This is a genomic window from Pseudomonas sp. NFPP04, from assembly GCF_900113815.1.
Lineage (GTDB): Bacteria > Pseudomonadota > Gammaproteobacteria > Pseudomonadales > Pseudomonadaceae > Aquipseudomonas > Aquipseudomonas extremorientalis.
Genome location: NZ_FOQS01000008.1, coordinates 197,350 through 213,029, shown reverse-complemented (window position 1 = coordinate 213,029; position 15,680 = coordinate 197,350). Strand labels below are relative to the sequence as shown.

At 60.6% G+C, this 15,680-nt stretch carries 15 protein-coding genes; 2 read left to right on the top strand and 13 right to left on the bottom strand.

Annotated features, from left to right (window positions below):
* Window positions 1-88 precede the first annotated feature (88 nt).
* Genes BM017_RS18595 through zwf form a run of 3 tightly spaced genes read right to left on the bottom strand, consistent with a single transcriptional unit; the run spans window position 89 to window position 2,938 of the window.
* Entirely contained in the window at window positions 89-754 is a 666-nt protein-coding gene (locus tag BM017_RS18595; protein WP_026013852.1) for a bifunctional 4-hydroxy-2-oxoglutarate aldolase/2-dehydro-3-deoxy-phosphogluconate aldolase, read from the bottom strand.
* Window positions 755-771: 17 nt separating this feature from the next.
* Window positions 772-1,485, bottom strand: a complete 714-nt coding sequence (pgl, locus tag BM017_RS18590) for a 6-phosphogluconolactonase (RefSeq protein ID WP_071489448.1) — start codon at window positions 1,483-1,485, stop codon at window positions 772-774.
* Entirely contained in the window at window positions 1,472-2,938 is a 1,467-nt protein-coding gene (zwf, locus tag BM017_RS18585) for a glucose-6-phosphate dehydrogenase (protein ID WP_092246987.1), read from the bottom strand. Before zwf ends, pgl begins: the two co-directional genes overlap by 14 nt.
* Window positions 2,939-3,156: 218 nt before the next feature.
* Between zwf and BM017_RS18580 the strand changes: the two genes are divergently transcribed.
* Window positions 3,157-4,017, top strand: coding sequence for a MurR/RpiR family transcriptional regulator (locus tag BM017_RS18580; RefSeq protein ID WP_170856097.1), 861 nt, complete (start codon window positions 3,157-3,159; stop codon window positions 4,015-4,017).
* Between the two features lie 122 nt (window positions 4,018-4,139).
* Here BM017_RS18580 and BM017_RS18575 read toward each other — a convergent pair whose 3' ends face one another.
* The 10 genes from BM017_RS18575 to BM017_RS18530 all read right to left on the bottom strand — a co-directional run bounded on the left by BM017_RS18575 (window position 4,140) and on the right by BM017_RS18530 (window position 15,180).
* Complete coding sequence (locus tag BM017_RS18575) at window positions 4,140-4,985, bottom strand: D-hexose-6-phosphate mutarotase (protein WP_071489446.1); 846 nt, start codon at window positions 4,983-4,985, stop codon at window positions 4,140-4,142.
* Window positions 4,986-5,087: 102 nt separating this feature from the next.
* Window positions 5,088-6,434 (bottom strand): carbohydrate porin, encoded by a 1,347-nt coding sequence (locus BM017_RS18570; protein WP_071489445.1) that lies wholly within the window; start codon window positions 6,432-6,434, stop codon window positions 5,088-5,090.
* Between the two features lie 84 nt (window positions 6,435-6,518).
* The gene (locus BM017_RS18565) at window positions 6,519-7,679 is read right to left on the bottom strand and encodes an ABC transporter ATP-binding protein (protein ID WP_071489444.1); all 1,161 of its coding nucleotides are present in this window, start codon (window positions 7,677-7,679) and stop codon (window positions 6,519-6,521) included.
* Window positions 7,680-7,681: 2 nt separating this feature from the next.
* A complete protein-coding gene (locus BM017_RS18560; protein ID WP_071489443.1) occupies window positions 7,682-8,527 on the bottom strand; it encodes a carbohydrate ABC transporter permease in 846 nt (281 codons plus the stop codon).
* Window positions 8,520-9,428, bottom strand: coding sequence for a carbohydrate ABC transporter permease (locus tag BM017_RS18555; protein ID WP_071489442.1), 909 nt, complete (start codon window positions 9,426-9,428; stop codon window positions 8,520-8,522). Before BM017_RS18555 ends, BM017_RS18560 begins: the two co-directional genes overlap by 8 nt.
* An 81-nt stretch (window positions 9,429-9,509) precedes the next feature.
* A complete protein-coding gene (locus BM017_RS18550) occupies window positions 9,510-10,796 on the bottom strand; it encodes an ABC transporter substrate-binding protein (RefSeq protein WP_092246984.1) in 1,287 nt (428 codons plus the stop codon).
* 104 nt (window positions 10,797-10,900) lie between these two features.
* Window positions 10,901-12,160, bottom strand: coding sequence for a D-mannose isomerase (locus BM017_RS18545; protein WP_092246981.1), 1,260 nt, complete (start codon window positions 12,158-12,160; stop codon window positions 10,901-10,903).
* Window positions 12,161-12,275: 115 nt separating this feature from the next.
* Window positions 12,276-13,121, bottom strand: coding sequence for an ATPase (locus BM017_RS18540; RefSeq protein ID WP_071489439.1), 846 nt, complete (start codon window positions 13,119-13,121; stop codon window positions 12,276-12,278).
* Between the two features lie 114 nt (window positions 13,122-13,235).
* The gene (locus BM017_RS18535; RefSeq protein ID WP_092246978.1) at window positions 13,236-14,234 is read right to left on the bottom strand and encodes an NAD-dependent epimerase/dehydratase family protein; all 999 of its coding nucleotides are present in this window, start codon (window positions 14,232-14,234) and stop codon (window positions 13,236-13,238) included.
* Between the two features lie 52 nt (window positions 14,235-14,286).
* Window positions 14,287-15,180: a LysR family transcriptional regulator ArgP gene (locus tag BM017_RS18530; RefSeq protein WP_071489437.1), complete on the bottom strand. Its 894-nt coding sequence runs from the start codon at window positions 15,178-15,180 to the stop codon at window positions 14,287-14,289.
* A gap of 98 nt (window positions 15,181-15,278) precedes the next feature.
* Here BM017_RS18530 and BM017_RS18525 point away from each other — a divergent pair, with 98 nt between their 5' ends.
* Window positions 15,279-15,680, top strand: coding sequence for an ACT domain-containing protein (locus BM017_RS18525; RefSeq protein ID WP_092246975.1), 402 nt, complete (start codon window positions 15,279-15,281; stop codon window positions 15,678-15,680).

Here is a 15,680-nt window from a genome sequence, read left to right as displayed (position 1 = left end):
TTTCTACAGACAAAAAAAAGCGGTACACCGACCAAGTGCACCGCAAAAATGCCGTCAAGCACAGCAACAACGATTCAGTAAAAGCAGATCAATCCAGCAGGGCCAGCGCCTGTGCGGTAACTTCCTGGATACGGGCCCAGTCGCCGTTCTTGACCCATTCCGGGTCGAGCATCCAGCTACCGCCCACGCACATCACGTTTTTCAACGCCATGTAGTTTTTGATGTTGGCCGGGCCCACGCCGCCGGTCGGGCAGAATTTCACTTCGCCAAACGGGCCGCCCAAGGCCTTGATCGCCGCCACGCCGCCGCTGACTTCCGCCGGGAACAGCTTGAAGCGGCGATAACCCAGGCCATAGCCTTCCATGATGCCGGAGGCATTGCTGATGCCCGGCAGCAGCGGGATCGGGCTGTGTACCGAAGCTTCCAGCAAGTCGCGGGTGATGCCGGGGGTGACGATGAATTGCGAGCCGGCCACTTCGGCCGCTTCGAGCATGTGACGGTCCAGCACGGTGCCGGCACCGGTGCACAGTTCAGGGCGTTGTTCGCGCAGTACCTGAATGGCCTTGAGGCCGAACTCCGAACGCAGGGTCACTTCCAGTGCGGTCAAACCGCCGGCTGCCAGGGCATCGGCCAGCGGCAGGATGTCCTGTTCGCGGGCGATGGTGATCACCGGCAGGATCCGCGCCTTGGCGCAGAGGCTGTCGATCAAGGCAACTTTATCCGCCATGGACACGGTCGGTTGAGGGCTTTTCATAGCGGCTGATCCTTGGCTCATGGGCACCAGTAAATCTCTAATGTAGGTTGCAGAAACGCGCGAATCGGCATGGCAGCGACGTCATCGCTGGCCAGCGCGGCGCTCAAGGTGGTCAATTTCGAACTGCCGGAAATCGACAGTACGGTGTAGTTCGCCGTGGCCAGCAGCGCGCGACTCATCGTCAGGCGCTGGTGCGGCACGGTCGGCGCCAGCATCGGCCAGCAACGGCGGGTACCGTCGGCCTTCAACGCTTCGCCCAGGTTGGGACTGTCGGGGAACAGCGATGCGGTGTGGCCGTCATCGCCCATGCCCAGCACCAGCACGTCAATGGCTGGCAATTCGGCCAGCAGGCGATCGGCCTGCTCGGCTGCGTCTTCAAGATTGGCCGCGGCGCTGTACAGGCTCAAGAACCTGGCCTTGGCCGCCGGGCCTTGCAGCAGGTGCTGCTTCAACAGGCCGGCATTGCTGTCGGCATGTTCCACTGGCACCCAGCGCTCGTCGGCCAGGGTGATGGTGACCTTGGACCAGTCCAGGCCCTGCTTGGCCAGGTGTTGGAAAAACGCCACGGGGCTGCGGCCACCGGACACCACCAGGGTCGCTTCACCACGGGCACTGATGGCCGTGCGCAGTTGCTCGGCCACGTCATTGGCCAGGCCTTCCGCCAACAGCACCGGGGTGCGGTACTCGTGAGGGGTTACGCCCTGGGGCAGTTTCAAATCAGATATCGCCATACCACGACCTCCCATCCCGCGTGATCAGTGCAATCGAGCTCATCGGCCCCCAGGACCCGGCCGCGTACGGCTTGGGCGCATCACCGGATTTTTTCCACCCGGCGATCAGCTGGTCACACCACTTCCACGCGGCTTCGATTTCATCTTTGCGAACAAACAGGTTCTGATTGCCGCGCATCACTTCCAGCAACAACCGCTCGTAGGCATCCGGGATACGGGCGCTGCGGTAGGTGTCGGAAAAATTCAATTGCAACGGGCCGCTGCGCAGTTGCATGCCCTTGTCCAGGCCCTGCTCCTTGGTCATCACGCGCAAGGAAATGCCCTCGTCCGGTTGCAGGCGGATGATCAGTTTGTTGCTGATCTGCAGGCGCTGCTCGGGGGCAAAGATGTAGTGGGACGGTTCCTTGAAGTGGATGACGATCTGCGACAGCTTCTGCGGCATGCGCTTGCCGGTGCGCAGGTAGAACGGCACCCCCGCCCAACGCCAGTTGCGGATATCGGCACGCAGGGCAACGAAGGTCTCGGTGTCGCTCTGGGTGTTGGAGTTCTCTTCTTCCAGGTACCCCGGCACCGGCTTGCCGGCGCTGTAGCCGGCAATGTACTGGCCGCGCACCACCTGGGTGGTCAGGCCGTCCGGGCTGATCGGCGCCAGGGCCTTGAGCACCTTGACCTTCTCGTCACGGATGCTGTCGGCGGACAGATCGGCCGGCGGGTCCATGGCGATCAGGCATAGCAGCTGCAGCAAGTGGTTCTGGATCATGTCGCGCAGCTGGCCGGCCTTGTCGAAGTAGCCCCAACGGCCTTCGATACCGACCTGCTCGGCCACGGTGATTTCCACGTGGGAGATGTAATTCTGGTTCCACTGGGTTTCGAACAGGCTGTTGGCGAAACGCAGGGCGATCAGGTTCTGGACGGTCTCTTTGCCCAGATAGTGGTCGATACGGTAGGTGCGGTTCTCCGGGAAGAACTGGGCCACGGCGTCGTTGACCTTGCGCGAGGACTCCAGGTCCGAACCAATCGGTTTCTCCAGCACCACGCGGGTGTTGTCCGCCAGGCCGACCTTGGACAGGTTCTCGCAGATAGCGCCGTACACCGCCGCCGGTGTGGCGAAGTAGGCGATCAAGCGTTGTTCGGTGCCGGCGACTTCCGCCAGGGCCACGTAGTCATCGGCTTTCATGAAGTCGACGTGAACATAGGTCAGGCGCGCCAGGAAACGCTGGGCGATGGTTTCGTCCAGTTCCTTGCCGACGTATTTACGCAGTTCTTTTTCAATGTGCGCCAGGTGCTGTTGCTCGGAACCGGCTTCGCGGGCCAGGGCCAGGATGCGCGTGTCGTCGTGCAGGAGCGCGGCGCCATCGAGTTGATAGAGGGCAGGAAATAACTTGCGCAGCGCCAGATCACCCAAGGCGCCAAACAGGGCAAAGGTGCAGGGTTCTACGGTTATCGAAGGCATGATGTTTGTTCTTTTATCAAGTTAAGCTACAAATACCTTTTTTCAAGGCATCACTCAAGGAAAAATGTAGTAATAACCACAACATTTTCCCGAAATACGCATTCCGAGTGGTGGTGTTCAGCTACCCTCAGTAGGATAGGCCACCGCAAAAGGCCACTCGTCGATTGGTTGCCACCCTAATTTGCATCGTCGCCCGAAGGAAAGACTGAATGGACCGCGTGCGAAATCTTCTGGAACAGATCCAGAACCGCCTCGAAGAATTGAACAAGGCCGAGAAAAAAGTTGCCGAGGTCATCCTGCTCAACCCGCAGCAGGCGACCCGCTTCTCCATCGCCGCCCTTGCCCAGGCCGCCTCGGTCAGTGAACCGACGGTCAACCGTTTCTGCCGTTCGTTCGGCGTGAGCGGCTACCCTGAACTGAAATTGCAGCTGGCGCAAAGCCTGGCCAGCGGCGCGGCGTATGTCAGCCGCGCAGTGGAAGCCGATGATAACCCCGAGGCCTACACCCAGAAGATCTTTGGCAGCGCCATCGCGTCGCTCGACAGCGCCTGCCAGGCCCTGGACCCGGCCCTGATCAGCAAGGCCGTGGACCTGTTGATCCAGGCGCGGCAGATCCACTTCTTCGGCCTGGGCGCTTCGGCCCCGGTGGCGATGGATGCGCTGCACAAGTTCTTCCGCTTCAACCTGGCGGTCACCGCCCATGCCGACGTGCTGATGCAGCGCATGATCGCCTCGGTGGCACACACCGGCGAGTTGTTCGTGATCATTTCCTACACCGGGCGTACCCGTGAACTGGTGGAAGTGGCGCGCATCGCCCGTGGAAACGGCGCTTCAGTGTTGGGCGTGACCGCGGAAAACTCGCCGCTGGCCAAGGCCAGTACGGTGAGCCTGAACATTCCACTGCCAGAAGACACCGACATCTACATGCCGATGACCTCGCGGATCATCCAGTTGACGGTGCTGGACGTATTGGCCACCGGCATGACCTTGCGTCGCGGGGTGGATTTCCAGCCGCATTTGCGCAAGATCAAAGAGAGTTTGAATGACAGCCGGTATCCGGTGGGGGATGAGTTCAACTAGGCCTGCCTTTGTGTTGGCTGTACTGGCCTTATCGGGGGCAAGCCCCCTCCCACATTTTGACTGTATTCACAGAGCAAAGTGTGGGAGGGGGCTTGCCCCCGATGAGGCCATCAACCACCCCGCTAAACCCCAGCCCTGGCCTGCAAACTCAAATGCGCCCTCTCCCCCGGCGCCAGGCTCGCCCCGGCCATCGCCGACTCCACGCACACAAACCCCGACGCCTCGTTGAAGCTCACGCCCAACAGCGGTCGGCTGCCCGGATGCCACACCACCGTGTCGGCGCTGTCGCCGGTGTCGATGCACAGTTCGCGCTGCCAGGCGTGGTCCTTGAGTTGCAATTCGCCTTCGTGCTGGAACACCCGCTGGCAACCGCCTTCTACCCGCAACTCACCCTCCTGCTGGCAGACCTGGCGGTTGAGCTGGTCGTAACCTTGCGCACCGTCGAGCCCAGACAGCGCTATCTCATCAACATGACCAATACGCCAGTAAGCGTGCAATGCATGGCTCAGTTGGCACGGCAACTCATCCTGATGCTCGGTGCTCAGGCGCAGCTCCAAGGTTTCGCCCAGGTGCGCGTGCAGGTCGACCTGCCAGTCGCACAGCTGCAATTGCCAGTGCAGGCGCACACCGTCGTCGTCAGTGCTGCTGTCGAGCAATTTCCAGTCGATCAAGCGCGCCCAGCCATGGGATGGCCAGGCATTTTCACTCGGGTGACGGCCATACCACGGCCAGCACACCGGCACGCCTCCACGGATGGCGCCGACTTGCGGCCACTTGGCGGCACACCACAACCACGGTTTCTGGCCGGTAGGCTGAAAGTGCAGCAATTGCGCGCCCTGGCGACTGAACACCGCCTGGCACAGCGGATGATCGATCACCAACACATCACGCATCTGAAAACGCTCCCAGGCGAACACCGGACGCTCGCGCAGGGATTTGAAAAAGCGTTGCAGCGGTTGCTCATGCATGTGCCACGGTCCTGATTGTCTTCACAGTGCGACCCAAAAAAAGCGGGTAGCCATGGCTACCCGCAAAATGCGCACAGAGAGAAGGAGCTTATCGCAACAGCGTTAGAACGTAGACTGAATTTTCAGGCCCGCCACCAACGCGTTGTCGACTTTGTCCACGCCGCCAGGCTGGACAACGTATTGCAGGTTAGGACGCACGGTCAGCCAGTTGGTGACGTGGAAGCCGTAGTTGAGTTCAACGTTGTACTCGGTCTCACGGATCGGCGTGTAGAGAGGATTGTCATAGTCGCTCACACCATTGGCGGCGTTGAGCAGTTCAGAGTTTTTCTTCACGTCATCGTTGACGTGCAGGCGCGCGACACCAATGCCGACGTCATCTTTCGGACGCGCGTCGAATGGGCCTTTGTACACCAGCATGAGCGACTGATAGTTGTCGACCAGGTTGGTTTCCTTATCGTGGAAGGTGGCGTTGGCCGCGATGTTCAGGCCGCGGGAGGCATCGCCGTTATGGGTGGTGAGTTGCTGTTGAGCAACGAACCAGTAGCCTTTCTTGCTGCTGCGGGTACGGTAGGCGGCGCGGGTGGTCGCAGCATCATTGCCGTTGATGTCTTCACGGACGTCAGAGGCATCAGCCGCGCTCTTGTAGTAACCCACACGGTATTCGCCCGGCAGGTTGTTGACCTTCGGCGACCAGACCAATTCCACTGGGATCACGGTGCCCTTGGTACCGCTGCCGCTGAGCTTGAAGCCATTACCGTGTTCGAGCTGCGAGGGGTTCTGGTTGTACGCGCCGATCTGCGCATACAGCTCAGGCGTGATGTTGTACTTCACACGGATCGCGGCCTGACTGACCGGCCAGTTGTACCAGGTGTTGACGTAGTTACCCACTTGCGAACCGCAGAACGACAGGTTCTGGAAGTCGCACGGGAAGGTGTTGAAGTCTTCGCCTTCGCCGAAGTAACCAAGCTTCACGTCCAACTTGTTGTCGAACATCTGGTGCTGGATCCAGAACTGGGTCAGACGCACCATATGGCCACGGCCGTACACTTCTTGAGACGAGCTCAAGGTGCCGGCACGCGGATCGCCGATGCGGTCGTTGGAGATGTTCTGGCCATTACGGTTGGTCAACTGGATCTTGGCCTGGGTGTTATCCCAGCCCCACAGTTTTTGCAGGTCGAGTGCCACGCCGAGACCGAACTGGTCAGAGTAGCGACCGGTCTTGTCGTGGTTGTAACCGCCCTTGGCGTTGTAGCCCATCTCCCCAACGTAGTCAGCCTTGATGTCGATACCTTGCTCGATCAGCTTGGTACGCTCACCACCCCAATCGCCGGTCATCCACTTCGAATCAGCACTGAATGCATCGGCCGCCATCGCATTGGCGGACAAAACCAGGGCTGCTGCAGCTGACATTTGGCAGATCAGCCGAGTGTTGTTGTGTTGCTTTTTCATCCCTACATCCTCGTCTTTATTGTTATTAAACTGTTTTTATCTAACGCGGGTTACTTTTTTATTTGAAACAACAACTTAGCTGCTTCAGCGGCCTTTGAATTGGGCCACGTTGTCGGCATGCCCCTGTGCGGGCAATGAAGAAGCAGTGCCTAGGCGTTCGCCAGTGTTGGCGTCGAACAGCAATACCTTGGCCGGATCAAATTGCAGGGTCAGGGTCTCGCCGACCTGGGGCGCCACATCCGGCGCCAAACGGCAGCAGACCTTGGTGTCATTGAGCTGCACGAACACCAAGGTGTCCGGACCGGTCGGTTCGGTGACCTGGACTTCAGCACGAATGCTCGACGAGCCGTTGCCCTCACCCGCCGCCAACACGATCTGCTCCGGGCGCAGGCCCAGAATCACATCACGGTCCTCCAGACCTGCGTCGTTCATGCCTAATGGCAATTCGCAACGGGCCTGGCCGCTGTCGAGCAGCGCGACCAAACGACCTTCCTTGCGTTTTAGGCGCATAGGAACGAAGTTCATGGGAGGTGAACCGATAAAGCTTGCCACAAACAGGTTGGCCGGGTCGTTGTAAATTTCTTTCGGCGTGCCAAATTGTTGGATGATGCCGTCCTTCATCACCGCCACTTTGTCGCCCAGGGTCATCGCTTCGATCTGGTCGTGGGTCACGTAGACCGTGGTGGTCTTGAGGCGCTGGTGCATCAGCTTCATTTCGGTACGCATCTCGACGCGCAGCTTGGCGTCGAGGTTGGACAGCGGCTCGTCAAACAGGTAGATCTTCGGCCGACGCGCCAGGGCACGGCCCATGGCCACGCGCTGTTGCTGGCCGCCGGAGAGCTGGCCCGGCTTGCGGTTGAGCAGGTGTTCGATCTGCAGCAGTTTTGCAACCCGCGCCACTTCGGCGTCGATATCCGCCTGGGCCATCTTGCGGATCTTGAGGCCGAACTCGATGTTCTCGCGCACGCTCATGGTCGGGTACAGCGCGTAGGACTGGAACACCATGGCGATGTCCCGGTCCTTGGGGCTCATGCCGCTCACGTCCTGGTCGCCGATCATGATCGCGCCGCCGGTGATGGTCTCAAGGCCGGCGATGCAGTTCATCAGCGTGGATTTGCCGCACCCTGAAGGGCCGACCAGGATCAGGAACTCGCCTTCCTTGATCGACAGTTCGATGTTCTTCAAGGTGTCGGGCAGGCCGGCGCCATAGGTCTTGTTTACATTGCGAAGTTCAAGCGTAGCCATGATTACCCCTTGACCGCGCCGGCCGTGAGGCCGCGCACGAAATACTTGCCTGCGATCACATAGACCAGCAGGGTCGGCAGCCCGGCGATCATCGCCGCCGCCATATCCACGTTATATTCCTTGGCCCCGGTGCTGGTGTTGACCAGGTTGTTCAGCGCCACCGTGATGGGCTGGGAATCGCCACTGGAGAACACCACGCCGAACAGGAAGTCGTTCCAGATCTGGGTGAACTGCCAGATCAGGCAGACCATGATGATCGGGGTCGACATCGGCAGAATGATCTGACGGAAGATGGTGAAGAATCCCGCACCGTCCAGGCGTGCCGCCTTGATCAGCGCGTCCGGGATGCTCACGTAGTAGTTACGGAAAAACAGCGTGGTGAACGCCAGGCCATAGACCACGTGCACAAACACCAGGCCGGTGGTGGTGCTGGCCAGGCCCATCTTGCCGAGGGTGAACGACGCCGGCAGCAGCACGGTCTGGAACGGCAGGAAGCAACCGAACAGCAGCAAGCCGAAGAACAACTGCGAGCCTTTGAAGCGCCAGAACGACAGCACATAGCCGTTCAACGCACCGATGGCGGTGGAGATCAGTACGGCCGGAACGGTGATCTTGATCGAGTTCCAGAAGTAACCGTCCACAGTGGCCCAGGCCTTGACCCAGCCGATGCCGGAGACCACGGTCGGCCAGCTCAGCAGGTTGCCGGTGCTGATGTCTTCCGGGGTTTTGAAGCTGGTCAGCAGCATCACCACCAGCGGCACCAGGTACAGCAGCACGGCGAGGATCAGCACCGCGTAGATCGCGATGCGACTCAGGCTGACAGGTGATTTGGAGGCGAGACTAGTCATGACGTTTGGTCCTCAGCTCGGAGTAGAGGTAAGGCACGATGATCGCCAGGATCGCACCGAGCATCAGGATCGCACTGGCCGAACCCATGCCCATCTGGCCACGGCTGAAGGTGAACGAGTACATGAACATGGCAGGCAGGTCGGACGAATAGCCCGGGCCGCCGGCAGTCATTGCCGCCACCAGGTCGAAGCTCTTGATCGCAATGTGCGCCAGGATCATCACCGCACTGAAGAACACCGGACGCAGGCTGGGCAGCACCACGCTCCAGTAGATGCGTGGCAGGCTCGCGCCGTCGATCTGGGCGGCACGGATAATCGACTGATCGACGCCACGCAGGCCGGCGAGGAACATCGCCATGATAAAGCCCGAGGCTTGCCATACAGCGGCGATCACCAGGCAGTAGACCACGCGGTCCGGGTCGATCAGCCAGTCGAGACGGAAGCCTTCCCAGCCCCAGTCACGCAGGAGTTTGTCCAGGCCCATGCCCGGGTTGAGCAGCCATTTCCAGGCCGTACCGGTGACGATCATCGAGAGCGCCATCGGGTACAGGTAAATGGTGCGGATAAAGCCTTCACGACGGATTTTCTGGTCGAGGAAGATCGCCAGGGTCACCCCGATAACCAGGGTGATGCCGATGAACATCCCGCCAAACACCGCCAGGTTCTTGCTCGCCACCCACCAGCGGTCGTTGTCGAACAACCGCGCGTATTGCGCAAGGCCCGCCCATTTGTAGCTTGGCAGGAACGTGGAATTGGTGAACGAGAGTACAAACGTCCACAGGATGTAGCCGTAGAAGCCCACCAACACGATGAACATGCTGGGCGCCAGCACCAGTTTGGGTAGCCAGCGCTGCAGTGCATCGAACGGCGAGGCTTTGCTGAACACAGCAACAGAACTCATGGGAAAATCCAGTACAGGGAAAAAGGACTACAGGAACACGCCTTATGGGGGGCAAGGGAGTCCCCCCCATAAGGTCAACCGTTACTTGGCGGACTTGATCGCAGCGCCGAGTTTCTTGGCGGTGTCGGCCGGGTCGGCTTTCGGGTCGTTGATGTAGTTGGTCACAACGTCAAAGAATGCACCTTGCACCGCCAGGGTCGTGGCCATGTTGTGCGCCATGCTTGGCTGCAGGCCGCCGGTCTTGGCGTCTGCCAGGAAGTCCTTGGCAGCGGTCTGGGCGCAGGAGTCGAAGCCGTACGAGTCCATTTTGTTCAGCATGTCGTTACGCACAGGGATCGAACCCTTGTTGATGCTGAACACTTTCTGGAAGTTTTCACCCAGCACGACTCTGGCAATGTCCTGCTGACCCGCCGCAGTGCCTTTGTCTTTCTGCTTGAACACCGCCAGGGAGTCGATGTTGTAGGTGAAGGCTTTGTCGGTACCCGGGAAGGCTACGCACTCATAGTCTTTGCCGGCGACCTTCTTGGCGGCGGTCCATTCGGACTTGGCCCAGTCACCCATGATCTGCATGCCGGCCTTGCCGTTGATGACCTTGCCTGCTTCGAGGTTCCAGTCCTGGCCTTTGCCGTCGACGTCCATGTAGGTCGCGACTTTTTTCAGCTCGGTCAGGGCCTTGACCATTTCCGGGCCGGTCAGTGCAGCGTTATCCAGGTCGACCAGGGCTTTCTTGTAGCCATCGGCGCCCATCACAGAAAGCACCACCGCCTCGAACACGGTGCTGTCCTGCCAAGGCTGGCCACCATGGGCGAGCGGAATGAAGCCGGCTTTCTTCAGCTTGTCGCCAGCGGCGTAGAATTCTTCGAGGGTGGTCGGGTTCTTGGTGATACCGGCTTTCTTGAAGACTTCCGGGTTGATCCACAGCCAGTTCACGCGGTGGATATTGACCGGTACGGCAACGTAGTCACCGTCGTACTTCACGGTATCGGAGACTTTCTTGTCGAGCAGGGAGTCCCACTTTTCTTCTTTGGCGACGTCCTTGAGCACGTCGGTGTCGAGCAGGCCGGTGGACGCCCATTCCTGTATGTCGGGGCCTTTGATCTGGGCAACGCCTGGCGGGTTGCCGGCGACTGCGCGGCTTTTCAGCACGGTCATGGCCGTGGCGCCACCGCCACCTGCGACGGCACCGTCTTTCCAGGTGAAGCCGTCTTTTTCAACTTGGGCCTTCAGGACATCTACAGCCGCCTTCTCACCACCCGAGGTCCACCAATGCACAACTTCAACCGTCCCTTTCGAGTCGGCGGCAAATGCACTGAGGGGAAACAACGAGGCAATGGAAATAGCGACGGCGAGGCGATTAATCGCGTTCATCTGAGTACCTTTTCTTGTTGTTATGCATGCAAGTCTTAGGCTTGCGCTGCACGGAGTTTAAACAGGGTTTTTTGAGGCGCAGGTAACAAAGGGATGCACAAATGTCACCAGTTGGTGACATAGCGCCCAGCCCCGATGGCACTGGCCATGCTGGGTGCCAAGGGCAGTGCAGGCAGCACTACCGCTTGCCAGGCATGGTACAGGTCCGGCTTGCCGCCCCATATTTTGCTGCTGGGTTGGTTATGCGGGCTGAGTTCGTGATGCCAGCTGCCGTTGATGCGGTCGATGAAGTGGGTTTCGCAGAATTCCCAGAAGCGCCGGTACCAGGTTTCGTAATGCGATTCGCCGGTGCGTTTGAGCAGGGCCTGGGCAGCAGCGCTGGCTTCGGCGTGAGTCCAGTGCAGGCGCTCGCGCACCACCGGGCGGTGGTTCCAGTCGAGGGTGTAGACGATGCCGGGGGCACCATCCACCGCCCAGGCGTACTCACAGGCACTGGCGAACAGGCCTTTGGCGTCGGTCACCAGCCACTCGGGTGTGGCGAGCCCGGCTTGCAGACGCGCGGCCTCAAGGTGCAGCACCAGCCGCGCCCACTCGAAGCCATGGCCGGGGGTAATGCCGTAGGGGCGGAAGCCATCGGCGGGATTGTCTTCGTTGTAACCGAGCAAGGGTTGCCAGCCTGTATCGAAATGCTCGATCACCATGAACTGGTTGCCGGCGGCATGGGTATGGATCACGCGCTCGACGATCCGCAGCGCACGGTCCAACCAACGTGTATCGCCGGTCACATCGGCCAGGGCGAGGAAGGCTTCGGTGGCGTGCATGTTGCTGTTGGCGCCGCGATAGGCTTCGACGCCGCTCCAGTCCTGGGCAAAGGACTCGAGCATCACGCCCTCCTCTTCACTCCAGAAGAACTGGTCGATGATATGGATGGCGTCATTCAGCAAGTGTTGCGCGCCGGGAGCGCCCGCCACCACTGCAGAGCTGGCGGCCAGGGCCACGAAGGCGTGCAGGTACGCGGCCTTGCCACGGTTGCCGTCGACGGCGTGGGGTGCGGCGAACCAGCCGCCATGCTCACTGTCGCGCAACGGGCCGTTGAGGGAGGCAACCCCGTGTTCAATCAGTTCGGCATAGCCAGGCAACCCCATGGCGTGGGCCATGGCGAAACTGTGAGTCATGCGGGCGGTGTTCATGGTTTCAGCGCGGGCATCGGCCGGCAGCCGGCCTTTGTCGTCCAGGTTGCCAAAGCCATCGGGCAGTCGAGACGCCTTGGCAAACGCCAGCAGGCGCTGGCCTTCGGCAGCGAGCCAGGCGTGATGGGCAAGCGCGTTCAGCCAACTGCTGGCAGGCAGTGGTTGGGTGGTCATGGGTGGCCCTTATTATTGTTTGTGGGATGACCGGAGTCTAAACAAGGGCGCACTGGGAGCAAGTAACGAAGGGGATGGGAAATGTCACCGAGTGGTGACATTTCTACAAGAGACCTCATTGCCCGAGCGGGGTAACTCTCGCCGGCGCGTTAAGTTGTTGGTTGAGGTTCTGCACCTGGCTCTGCAAGGTGGTGATATTACGCGTGGTCTGGATGCGGAACACGTCGAACTCCTTGTTGGTAGGCGCATCACTGTTGGCCGACGCGTTGTCCTGGGCGCTCTTGAGCACCACGAGGTCCTGTTCGATCCGGGCGATGGCGGCGCTGGGGTTGCCCTGTTTCTTCAAGGCGGCCACGTCAGCGGCCAGTTCCTTGATCTCGGTATCGCGCTTGCCGGCGTCAACCTGCGCCGCCTTGAGGGTCGCCACGGCGTCGGTCAACGCCTGGACCTGGCCTTGCAGCTTGCTGTTGGCGTTGGACAGGTCGGTGGTGCTGGCGGTCATTTGCGCCAGGCGCTTGTCCAGCTCGGTGGCCTGGCCGGCCACGCCGATCTGCTGTTTACCCTGCTCCAGCAACTGGCTTTCAAGCTGCTTGATCTGCAGTTTCAGCGCTTCGCTGCCGTTGTTGACGCTGGCCTCGCTGGCCACCACCTTGCCGGAAATATCCTGCAGGCGCCCCGCCGCTTCTTCGCTGATGCGCGCAAAGCTCTCCTGGGTGGCAACCAACTGCTGGCCCATCAGGGAGATCTGCTGGAAGCTCCACCAGGCCAGGCCCGCAAAGGCGATCAGCAGCGCGCCGATCAAGGCCCACAACGGGCCGGTGCTGGCGCTCTTGACCTTGACCACCTTGGTGTTACGCGAACGCACTGAGGTGGCCGGGGTAGGTTCGAAGTCATCGTCATCCCCGACATCCGCCCGCAGGCTGGGAACGTTGTCGAAATCGTCTTTAGCATCGTTGCGCATGTATCAACCCTGAATCGGTGAGGTGGCGAGCGACGGGAGTATAAACCGCGTTCCCGACGCCCTGATCGACCCGGAACGCCGAATTCGGTTCCCGAAGTGTTGCCTGTTGTGTGCTTACTTCAACCCAGGGTCCTGGGCCTTCCACCAACTGCAAAACTCGTCGAGGGCGGTCCACAGGCTGACCTTGGGCTCGTAGTCCAGATAATGCCTGGCGCGGCTGATGTCGAGGGTGAAATCTTTGTTCATCACTTGCATGCCCAGGCGCGACAACGCCGGCTCGGGACGACCGGGCCATATCGCGCAAAACGCTTCGTTGAGTGCCGCCACGCTGTAGGACAAACCGTAGGACCGATACCGCGTCACCTGCGGCAACTCCATTTGGCGCATCACGTAGTTCACCACATCCCACACCGGCACTGGCGTACCGTTGCTGATGTTGTAGGCCCTGCCCAGCGCCGAGCCCGTGGCGAGCAAACTGCTTAGCAGCGCTTCGTTGAGGTTGTGCACGCTGGTGAAGTCGACCTTGTTCAGACCATCGCCGACGATGGCCAGGCGATTCTTGCGCTGCATTTTCAGCAGGCGCGGGAAGATACTCATGTCACCGGCGCCCGTGACGAAGCGCGGACGCAAGGCCACGACTTCGAGGCCGAACTCCTGGGCACCGAACACCTTCTGTTCGGCCAGGTACTTGGTGGCGGCATAGGGGTGCTTGAAGCGCTTGGGCACTTGCTCCTCAGTCAGCCCCAGGTGATCGCGCCCATCGAAATAGATCGACGGCGACGACAGGTGCACCAGCCGGCCCACGCGCTCCTTGAGGCAGGCCTCGACGACATTTTCGGTGACCAGCACATTGCCCTGATGAAAGTCCTGATACTTGCCCCACAGCCCGACGGCGCCGGCGCAATGCACCACGGCTTCGACATCGCGGCAGAGATCGCGCACCAGGTCGGCGTCATTCAAATCACCCTGGATAAACTCGGCGCCGCGCCTGACCAGGTGTTCCACACCTTCGGCACGTCGCCCGTTGACCCGCACGTCCAGGCCCTGCTCCAGGGCGAAACGCGCAAAGCGCCCGCCGATGAAGCCGCTTGCGCCGGTGACCAGAATCTTCATGTATTACCCCGTGTGCTTTCGTTTTTCATCGCTGTTGCCTTGACGCACGCCATCACTCCAACGGCACCAACCACTGCCCGCATGCCTGGGCCAGATGGTCGGTCAACAAGCCCAGCAGTTGCCCGCCACTGCGCCAATGATGCCAGTACAACGGCACATCGATGGGCTTATCTGGCAATAACTCGACCAAGAGGCCCTTTTGCAGTTGGTCGCGCACCTGCAATTCCGGCACCAGCCCCCAACCCAGGCCCGCTTCGGTCAGGCGAATAAAGCCTTCGGACGATGGGCATAAATGGTGCTCGAAGCCGCCATCCACGCCGAGGGATGCCAGGTAGCGGTGTTGCAGGAAATCATCCGGACCAAAAACCAATGCCGGGGTGCGTGCCAATTGGTCGGCGCGCACGCCGTCGGGAAAGTGCCGGGCAATAAAGGCCGGGCTGGCCAACGCGCGATAACGCATGGCCCCCAGCAGCAGGCTGCGTGCCCCGGCCACCGGGCGCTCGCTGGCGCAGATACAAGCCGCCACTTCACCGGCGCGCATGCGCTTGAGGCCTACGGTCTGGTCCTCCACCACCAGATCCAACAGCAGATGCTGTTCGGCGCAAAAACCACTGACGGCCTCGGCCCACCAGGTGGCGAGGCTGTCGGCGTTCAACGCGATACGCAGGCGCTCGGGCATGCCTTCCTCATCCAGGGACGGCACCTGGCTTTGCAGGTCGCGCTCCAGCAGGCGCACCTGTTGCACATGGTTGAGCAGGCGACGGCCGATATCGGTGGGTGTCGGCGGCGTGGCCCGCACCAGTACCGGCTGGCCGATACGAGCCTCCAGCAACTTGATGCGCTGGGAGATCGCCGACTGCGACAACCCCAGCACCTGGGCGGCGCGCTCGAAGCCCGCCTGCTCCACCACCGCCGCCAGAGCGGAAAGCAATTTATAGTCGAACATCAGTTTCTCTAATGAGCGATCAGCAATATTGGTTTTTCTTATACAGCCTGCGCCATGAGAATAGCCAGCATCGCTTCTCTCTTTATAAGGAACCTCCCATGGCTGGCGAAACCGCCCTGGCTACCCTGCTGCGCAGCATAAGTCCTCATCTGAATGACGGCGACTACGTATTCTGCACCCTGCCCGATCAGCGAATCCCTGCCGATTGCGAGGTGATCGGCAGCTTCCGCGAACAAGAAGGCCTGACCCTGATCGTCGAACGCCAACAAGCGGAACAGGCTGGGCTGGCCTTCGACTACGTCGCCGCGTGGATCACCTTGAATGTGCACTCGGCCCTGGAGGCCGTGGGCCTGACCGCCGCCTTCGCCAGTGCCTTGGGCAAGGCCGGCATCAGTTGCAACGTGATTGCCGGCTATTACCACGACCACCTGTTCGTCGGCCGTGCCGATGCCCTGCGTGCCATGCACGTGTTGCAGCAACTGGCGGCAAACGCGGAGTAG

What these genes read in the sequence shown, in the direction of transcription:
- BM017_RS18545 (WP_092246981.1), bottom strand. Translation starts at nt 12,160, where the DNA reads ATGACCACCCAACCACTGCCTGCCAGCAGTTGGCTGAACGCGCTTGCC.
- BM017_RS18535 (WP_092246978.1), bottom strand. Translation starts at nt 14,234, where the DNA reads ATGAAGATTCTGGTCACCGGCGCAAGCGGCTTCATCGGCGGGCGCTTT.
- BM017_RS18530 (WP_071489437.1), bottom strand. Translation starts at nt 15,180, where the DNA reads ATGTTCGACTATAAATTGCTTTCCGCTCTGGCGGCGGTGGTGGAGCAG.
- pgl (WP_071489448.1), bottom strand. Translation starts at nt 1,485, where the DNA reads ATGGCGATATCTGATTTGAAACTGCCCCAGGGCGTAACCCCTCACGAG.
- BM017_RS18560 (WP_071489443.1), bottom strand. Translation starts at nt 8,527, where the DNA reads ATGACTAGTCTCGCCTCCAAATCACCTGTCAGCCTGAGTCGCATCGCG.
- BM017_RS18595 (WP_026013852.1), bottom strand. Translation starts at nt 754, where the DNA reads ATGAAAAGCCCTCAACCGACCGTGTCCATGGCGGATAAAGTTGCCTTG.
- BM017_RS18540 (WP_071489439.1), bottom strand. Translation starts at nt 13,121, where the DNA reads ATGCGCAACGATGCTAAAGACGATTTCGACAACGTTCCCAGCCTGCGG.
- BM017_RS18555 (WP_071489442.1), bottom strand. Translation starts at nt 9,428, where the DNA reads ATGAGTTCTGTTGCTGTGTTCAGCAAAGCCTCGCCGTTCGATGCACTG.
- zwf (WP_092246987.1), bottom strand. Translation starts at nt 2,938, where the DNA reads ATGCCTTCGATAACCGTAGAACCCTGCACCTTTGCCCTGTTTGGCGCC.
- BM017_RS18550 (WP_092246984.1), bottom strand. Translation starts at nt 10,796, where the DNA reads ATGAACGCGATTAATCGCCTCGCCGTCGCTATTTCCATTGCCTCGTTG.
- BM017_RS18525 (WP_092246975.1), top strand. Translation starts at nt 15,279, where the DNA reads ATGGCTGGCGAAACCGCCCTGGCTACCCTGCTGCGCAGCATAAGTCCT.
- BM017_RS18565 (WP_071489444.1), bottom strand. Translation starts at nt 7,679, where the DNA reads ATGGCTACGCTTGAACTTCGCAATGTAAACAAGACCTATGGCGCCGGC.
- BM017_RS18570 (WP_071489445.1), bottom strand. Translation starts at nt 6,434, where the DNA reads ATGAAAAAGCAACACAACAACACTCGGCTGATCTGCCAAATGTCAGCT.
- BM017_RS18575 (WP_071489446.1), bottom strand. Translation starts at nt 4,985, where the DNA reads ATGCATGAGCAACCGCTGCAACGCTTTTTCAAATCCCTGCGCGAGCGT.